This is a genomic window from Sphingomonas arvum, from assembly GCF_026013565.1.
Lineage (GTDB): Bacteria > Pseudomonadota > Alphaproteobacteria > Sphingomonadales > Sphingomonadaceae > Sphingomicrobium > Sphingomicrobium arvum.
Map to the genome: position 1 here is coordinate 1,070,780 of NZ_JAPDOB010000001.1, position 7,537 is coordinate 1,078,316.

Below are 7,537 nucleotides of genomic sequence, written 5' to 3' on the forward strand. Positions count from 1 at the left end.
TCCGGACGGATCTTTGGATATGCTCCGCCCAGTTTGACTGTGGGAACTTGAGGAGATGATGATTGTGCGAGTCCTCGGAGCTGCCCTCATTGCCGGAGCAGCGACGGCCTGCACGTCGGTGCCACCGCTCAGCGCACCGGAGAGCGTCACACTCGAGGTCGGTCCCTGCCATGGTCATTGCCCGGTTTATCAGACGCAGATCGAGGCCAGTGGCGCAGGGTGGTTCAAAGGTGAGCGAAACACCTATGTCGTGGGTACTTCGCCGCTCAAGTCATCACCGCAACTCTACCGCCAACTTGAGCAGCTATTGACGCCGCTCCAGCCTAAGCAGGGACAGGTCATCTATGACCAGTCTACTTGTCGACCGTTCGCCACCGATCAGTCGCAGCTGCGGGTGGTCTGGAGCGCTCCGGGCCATGCTGCACGAGAGCTGAACTTTGATCTTGGGTGTCACGACCCGCGCTACGCTGTTGTCCGCGCCAGGCTGGAAGCAGCACTCAGGCTGCTCCCCATAAGCGACCTGATCAGGTCTTCTAATCCGAGAAAGAGGAGCGCTCGATGAGCGAGGTTGCTGCGGTATCAAGCTACGAGCAACGCGAGGCGCTCGCGAAACGCTTTCACGCGTGCCTTCTTGCGCGCGATTGGAACGGCATACGCTTGCTCGTTCACGACGATGCGAACTGGGTGCTGCCGGGCGACAACCTCATCTCCGGCCCAGCGGTGGGCGGCGATGCCGTAGTCGAGCGAGCCAAGCTCATCGCCAGCTTCGGAGTAAGCTTTCAGTTACTTCATATTCTTGTCAGCCGCGACCATGTCGCGTTGGCGCTTCGCAACATGGCAACGCGGCCAGGAGCAGTGTTGGACGAGTATCTCGCAACCGTTTGCCGGCTCCGCGGTGATCGGATCATCGAGATTGAGACGTACCTATCGGATGTGCGCGGCATGAACCGCTTCTTTTCGAAAGCACCGGAGCATATTTCCTAATGACCCACGCAGCACGAGCGCCGGTGGCCCGTTGCTGTGCTCCCGCAGTGCCGGCTCTTGAAGAGATTAGCGCGGCCTGATCTAGAGCCCGATATTTAGCGCTTATCGCTGCCAGTGGAAACAGAAGAATCACGACCGGAGTTTACCATCTTCGGTCGGTCGGTTCGCTTGTGCAGGACTCGTCACGTCCAGGCTGAGAACGCGTCTTCCGTGACGCAACTGAAGGCGTGTGTCGAATACGTTATCACTAAAAGTGGTGAGCCAAACCTATCGCGACTCACGTACGCCGAACTTTCATCATCGCACGCCAGGCTCTCGGCGAATTCAAACCTAATCGCCTGAAAACACGGGACAGGTGGCTCTGATCTGCAAAGCCACACCTGGCGGCGATATCCGCCAGAGAGTCGTTGGAACTCTCAAGCAGGTTCTTGGCTAGTTCGACTCGGCGGTGAAGAAGCCAACGGTGCGGCGGCAGGCCAGTGCTAGCTTTGAAGCATCTAGCGAAATGACGCTTAGACATTCCGCAGGCCTGACTGACCTCTGTCAACGATGGATTGGCACTTATATCGTCAAGCAGCAACTCCTTAGCCCGGCGCTCTTGCCAAGCCGCAAGACCTAGGCCGACCTTAATGTCAGGAAGTCGAAACTCCCCGTATGTGGTTGCAAGATGGATACAGATCGCTGAGGTTATGTGATCGGCGAACAGCCGGTTCGACTGCGCGGGTCGCTCCAGAGCCGGTAAAAGGGTGCGCCAAAGGTGAAACATGACTTCATCGTGAGGGAGTGGGTTGAACGGCGTGCTTAACGTAGACATTGCAAGCAAGCCAAATTCTTGGGCAAGTTCGTCAAATAACTTGGAAGGAATATGGAAATGCACTGCGCTGAACGGCTGGATCAAGTTCGTAACCCAGCACCGACGAAGATCAAACAGCCCAAAGGAGTTCGGCTTGGCAGCGCTCCGCAGGAACGCTTTTCCGTCCACCCAAACGTCTGCATCCTTCCAATCACCGAGGAAAAGACTGCCTAAGTACTCCTCCTTGGGGCTGTTGGGGACTGTAAGGCCAAAATCTGGGTTCTCGCGGACGACCTGCGCCACCACCAGTGAGCTGTCGCCGGACGACCCCGCGTCGAAGGTGGCGTAGCGATCAAGCTGCCCGTTTTTCGCGAACCAAGGCCTAACATGTGGCTCCTGGGACACTTTCATCCCCTTAGAGAACAGAATGGCCGATCACCCAGCCCGGGAGAAGCCATTCTCCAACGCAAAAGAACCGGCAAGATGGGAAACATAGATGTCCCTCGCGTCCCAGTGTGGCTCTCGCGTCCAAGCGCTTCCGCGTAGGTTATTATACTTCTTTTACGCCGAAGTTGCACCGGGTTCCATGGAGGAGGCAATCGCATGATGGACCGGTCCTGCATTCCCAGAACCGCTGCTGAGAGTCGGGACGGTCACATAGCCTCCGAGACTACTGAGTGGCTTGCCTCTCGTGACCTGGGGGCTGAACTGCTTCGCTTCCGCCACCATACTGTTGTGCCTGGATCAAGAACCCTTCTGTGTAGGGGAAAGCCGGTTCAGATTGGAAGCCGCGCCTTCGACCTGCTGGTTGTGCTGCTTCGTGCCAGAGGTAGAGTTGTTTCCAAAAGCGAGATCATGCGCTCCGTCTGGCCAGCGACTTTCGTGGGTGAAAGCAACATTCGATGCCAAGTTCTCGGCCTTCGACGAGCGCTAGGGTCAGTCGGTGACCAAGTAAAAACAGTTTCGGGTCGAGGTTATCTTCTGACAGCCTACGGCAACGATGTCGGGCACCATGATCTACCGCTCTTCGAAGCACTAGACGCGTAAGGTGGCCCGGAATTCCTGTCTGATTTAGCGCGCCTACCTAGTGCGGCTAGGGCTAGCTGCTGCTCGGCCTTACGCGTTCCACGCCCGATGCTCGCAGCGGCCCCTGCCGGCGTGCCCTCGACACTGCGAGCTCTTACGTCCACACCGATCTTCTTAGCGGTGGATCAGCCAGTCTTCGGAGTGGTTCGGGCTACCATCGGGTAATCAGCCTTCAGGTCGCAAATGTCAGGAGCGGGACCGACGCAAGCAAAGGCGCTGCGAGCGGCAAGGCGTCCGACTGCCCACGTTCGAGAGGGCTATTCGCTAGAGCAGGTGATCGCACAGGTGAGGTCTGGAGAAACGCGGATCGCCTAGTCGCCAGCAGCTTCGTCAGGCTTTAACTTCGCAGCCGACTCACCTTCTAAGGCCGTCAGCATGGGGACAAGCTGATCAAAGCCTCCTGGAAGCTTCATCTGCGGTGGCCGAGCAAGCAGTGTCCGCTTGGGCGGCGTATGGTGGGTAGCGGAACGGCGGCTTTCGGGTGAGCGTGGGTAAGAAGCGGACGTAAGCTTATGCTGCGGCAGCCCCTTGTGACCGTCGCATCCACATACCGATCGGCCAAGCAAGCGCTACTGCGCCGAGGATGAACAGACCGCTTGTCCAGTCGGAAACGAGGAAAGCCACTAGGAGCGTAGCGTCCAGCGCGAGTGAGATAGCAGGCAAAAGTGGGTAAAGCCTGGCCCGATATGGGCGTGGAAGATCAGGCGCGTCGCGGCGCAGCTTGAAGAGAGCTACGTCGGCCAGAAGTAACGGGAACATGCCCAAAGCCGCCATGATGCGGAAGACGGTCTCGAACTCTCCGGTGAGCGTCAACGCCACCGAGCCGAGCGCAGTCAACATGAGGGCTACAGACGGCGTGCCTCCCCGGTTCACTGCAAGTGCGGCTCTGGGGAACAGCCGCTGTTCGGCAAGGCCATAGAGCACTCGCGGGGCGGACATGATGTTGGCATTGAGGCAGGTACCTGCAATCAAGACAGCTCCCGCCGCGACGATCTGCAGTGCGCGAGATCCGAATAGGCTACCGATTGCATCGGCTGCAGGCAGCTTCGATGATCTGAGGGTTTCCAGCGGCAACGCGTACGACAATGCTGCACTGACGAGTAGGTACAGCAGCGCTACCGCTGCAATCGTTCCGAAGAGAGCCCGGGGGATGTTCCTCCCGGGGTCCGTATCTTCTTCGGCGAAATAAATAGCGTTCGGCCAGCCGGAGTAGGCTCCGAAAATCATCTGGTAGGCGACGACGATGCCGAGCAGCGTTATCGGCTGTGCGACGGTCGCCGCGGCTCGCTGGGTATCGGGAGGCGGCGAGAGAAAGATCAGCCCGGCGACAGCGACGAGGAAGGAGAACTTCCCGAGGCTACCAACGATTTGTGCCCTGCTCCCCTCCCGCACGCCAAGCCAGTTCAGACCGTAGAACAGCAGAGCAATCAAGGCCCCCGCCAGTCCAGGCAACGAGCCGATTTGAGGCACTAGGAGCCCCAAGAACTCGGCTGTGATGATCGAAAGCGCTGCTATCCCCGCGACCAGGTTCAACCAGTCAACCCATCCGATCAGCAGGCCCCCAGGCTCGCCGAAGGCGGCGCGTGCCGGCACGAGAAATCCTCCCGCCTTGGGCATGGAAGTGATCAATTCTGCGATGACGTTTGCCTGGATGGCGGCGTGCACGGCAACTGCAGCCCAGAGGAGCAGAGCGATCTGCACACTGCCTACGGAATCGACCACAGCAGAGGGGGTCCGCAGGATCCCGCCACCAATGACGCTGCCGACACCCACCGCGAGGGCAAAGCTTAAGCCAAGTACGCGCAGCAAACCACCGTTCGAACGGTCCCCAGCATTCCGGTCCGGTATAGGAGCCACAGTCGTCCTCCTGCTGAGCTGAGCGCGAGCTTAGCAGGTCAGCGACGAATGTACGCAATGGCCGGATCCGGACACTAGCCACATAGCTGAACGGGCGTGCGCTTCCATGCTCTTAGTCCAAGGACCGAACCAGCCGCAGACGGCCACTTGCCGCCACTCTGGCTGGCTTGGGCCCACAGTCCGCTGGTGGTGGAAAGCGGAACGGCTGCTTTCGGGTCTCCAGAGGCAGAAGGCAGACATTCACCTGTGCGAAGCTCAAGCACCAGGGAAAAGATCTGCTGCAATCACGGAGCTCCCATCGATCAGCCTGTTGGCATCAACTTCTGACAGCGGGCAGGTCCAGTATACTAGGTCGCAGCTCGCCTGTCCGAGAAGAGGCTCAAGTGCTCCTCAGCTTGGGAGCCGTTTCTGGGATGCGGCCGTTTGATTGTTGCCAGCAGTGAGCTCACGGATGGCTGCAATGAATGGCGCCGACACACCGGTCCTTGAGAACTCCAGCAACTCGTTGAGGCCTGAAGGGCTGGATAGGTGGAGCACTTCATAGAGGCAGATCGGGATTTCCACATTGTTATTGAAACGGCGATCCGGTCCGCCGTTCTTATTAACATAGCGCCATGTGGAGCCGACCACCTTTGCGTCGTGCGGGACAGTGCCCTCCTCGATAAAGCGGCTGTCCTGGAAGGACGTTATCAGGTCCGAATAGGCGACAGCTCCGAACTTGCCGTCTTGCCCAATCAGCAAGACGTCCGGCAGGAAGAACAACCACTGCTTGCCGGCCGCGATGGCAGGCGGAGTCACGTTGCTCTTCATCACGGCAGGCAGCTTTTATGCGAGCGTGGTAGCTGCCTTGGATACGAGATGGGCAGCTCCCGCGTTTCTCTTCCAGAATTCGTAATCCTTCACGGCGCCGCCAGCGGCGACGTGCCACTTGCCGGCACAGTCTACGAGCCATCGAAGGCCGCAGTCGTCGCGCGGTAGGCCTGCAGCGTATCGCCCTCGAGATCATAGTAGATCACAGACATACGGCGGTAGCTATCTAGGTACGCACCAACTGCTCTCTTAGACCAATTGAACACGGCAAAGAGGCAAAAAAGTGGGCCTGCAGATGTTGTTGTTAACTTAATTTGGTCATTGCATGTGGAGGGTTCGGCAGTAAATTCCGCCGTGTGACTAGCTCACGCGAGTTATTGCGCCCGCTACTTCTAACGGTCCACGCCATCAGAGGGCTCTGGAAGTATCGCCGGGAACACGTGTGTCTTCTTTTGGGGGTCTTGAATGGCGATTGGCTCTACGAGCGGCGATGATTTCCTGGCCGGCACCACTGGGGACGATATTATAGATGGCTTGGAAGGCAACGACACAATCTTCGGATTGTCGGGTAACGACAGCCTGAGCGGTGGCGATGGAAATGACACAATCAATCCGGGCTTGGGCGCAGACCTTGTTGACGGCGGTTCCGGTGATGACATTGTCTACTTCAGCGATGTAGGTTTCGGATCTGCGGTCGGCCTCGGAGCCATCGACGGAGGAGCTGGATTTGACACCGTCGACTTACGGGGGGTGAGTTCCGTAACAGTCGGGACCATATTCGACGGAAGCAATTACGTTCTGGGGTTCTATATCGGCTCCCAACGCTACACCGTGCGAAATGTCGAGCGACTGCAGCTTGGTGAAGGATCGCAATCCGTCTTCCTGCCTCCTAGTGACACGTCGACCCTCGAAATTCGTGCTGGGGGCGGGGCGGACGATTTCTCCGGGACTGTTGGCAAGCGTCTCTTCGGAGAGACTGGGAACGACAAGTTCTTCCTCAGCGGTACCTTTGGCGGAAGCATCATTCCCGGGTACATAGATGGGGGCGCAGACACTGATACCATATCCCTGAACATCGGGTTCAACGTCGACTTGGCAGCCGGTACGGCTAGTGCGGGTCAGGCGTTCTACGAGCTTGTGAGCATCGAAAACGTGGTAGCCCACGCAGACAGCGTCGTTTACGGGGATGAAGGAGCGAATCTGCTCACCGTTTCCGAGCTCTTTGACAGCTCCTCAGCACAAGTCCGCCTCTACGGTCGTGGCGGGGATGATGCTCTAAGCGGCAGCCTCGGTTCCGATGTGCTCGACGGCGGGATGGGCGATGACGTGGTCCTAGGTGAAGCCGGCAACGATCGTCTGGCCGGCGACGAAGGCGACGACCTTCTTGACGGCGGTGATGGTGACGACGTTCTGAACGGTGGCGGCGGCAACGACAACCTGCATGGCGGGATCGGCAACGACCAGCTCGAGGGTGGTGCTGGCAACGACTACCTGTCTGGCGGTGGCGGTGACGACACGGCCTACTTCTCCGGCTCGCAAAGCGACTACGAAATCGTGGCGATTGCCGGTGGCGCCTTTACCGTGCGCGACAAGAGGGCAGGTTCGCCGGACGGCCTAGACTATGTCGCAGCGACCACCGACAAGCTTCACTTCAACGGCGACAATACAACGCTTATCCTGCCTGGCTCCCCTGGCATTCAGACAGGTGGTCCTCTTGTAAACGGCACGGCCGGTGACGACGCCTTGGGTGGCACAACTGGCGACGACAGCGTCTATGGTGGCGATGGCGACGACGAGATCTGGACCGATACCGGCAACGACTTCATCTCCGGTGGCAATGGCGGTGACCAGCTCAGCGGCGCTGGCGGCAACGACACCATCTTGGGTGAAGCCGGCAACGATCGTCTGGCCGGCGACGAAGGCGACGACCTTCTTGACGGCGGTGATGGTGACGACGTTCTGAACGGTGGCGGCGGCAACGACAACCTGCATGGCGGGATCGGCAAC

7 protein-coding genes are annotated in these 7,537 nt (G+C 58.9%); 4 read left to right on the forward strand and 3 right to left on the reverse strand.

The features are described from left to right. Positions 1–58: 58 nt before the first annotated feature. Together OMW55_RS13925 and OMW55_RS05300 are read left to right on the forward strand one after the other, a co-directional pair. Complete coding sequence (locus OMW55_RS13925) at positions 59–562, forward strand: DUF6438 domain-containing protein (RefSeq protein WP_407822122.1); 504 nt, start codon at positions 59–61, stop codon at positions 560–562. Beyond that, positions 559–984, forward strand: coding sequence for a nuclear transport factor 2 family protein (locus OMW55_RS05300; protein ID WP_264881379.1), 426 nt, complete (start codon positions 559–561; stop codon positions 982–984). Before OMW55_RS13925 ends, OMW55_RS05300 begins: the two co-directional genes overlap by 4 nt. Before the next feature lie 277 nt (positions 985–1,261). On the opposite strand, the gene OMW55_RS05305 is transcribed toward OMW55_RS05300, so the two are convergent. Continuing rightward, entirely contained in the window at positions 1,262–2,182 is a 921-nt protein-coding gene (locus tag OMW55_RS05305; protein ID WP_264881380.1) for a helix-turn-helix domain-containing protein, read from the reverse strand. 201 nt (positions 2,183–2,383) lie between these two features. Between OMW55_RS05305 and OMW55_RS13930 the strand changes: the two genes are divergently transcribed. Continuing rightward, positions 2,384–2,824 carry a winged helix-turn-helix domain-containing protein gene (locus tag OMW55_RS13930; RefSeq protein WP_407822123.1) on the forward strand — a complete coding sequence of 147 codons (441 nt, stop codon included), beginning with the start codon at positions 2,384–2,386 and terminating at the stop codon, positions 2,822–2,824. Between the two features lie 549 nt (positions 2,825–3,373). Here the strand turns inward: OMW55_RS13930 and OMW55_RS05310 are convergent. Both OMW55_RS05310 and OMW55_RS05315 read right to left on the reverse strand, forming a co-directional pair. Then, positions 3,374–4,720: an APC family permease gene (locus tag OMW55_RS05310; protein ID WP_264881381.1), complete on the reverse strand. Its 1,347-nt coding sequence runs from the start codon at positions 4,718–4,720 to the stop codon at positions 3,374–3,376. A 390-nt stretch (positions 4,721–5,110) separates the two neighbouring features. Further along, a complete protein-coding gene (locus OMW55_RS05315) occupies positions 5,111–5,533 on the reverse strand; it encodes a hypothetical protein (RefSeq protein ID WP_264881382.1) in 423 nt (140 codons plus the stop codon). A 462-nt stretch (positions 5,534–5,995) separates the two neighbouring features. Between OMW55_RS05315 and OMW55_RS05320 the strand changes: the two genes are divergently transcribed. Next, on the forward strand, positions 5,996–7,537 hold a 1,542-nt coding region (locus OMW55_RS05320), incomplete at its 3' end, for a calcium-binding protein (protein ID WP_319950655.1).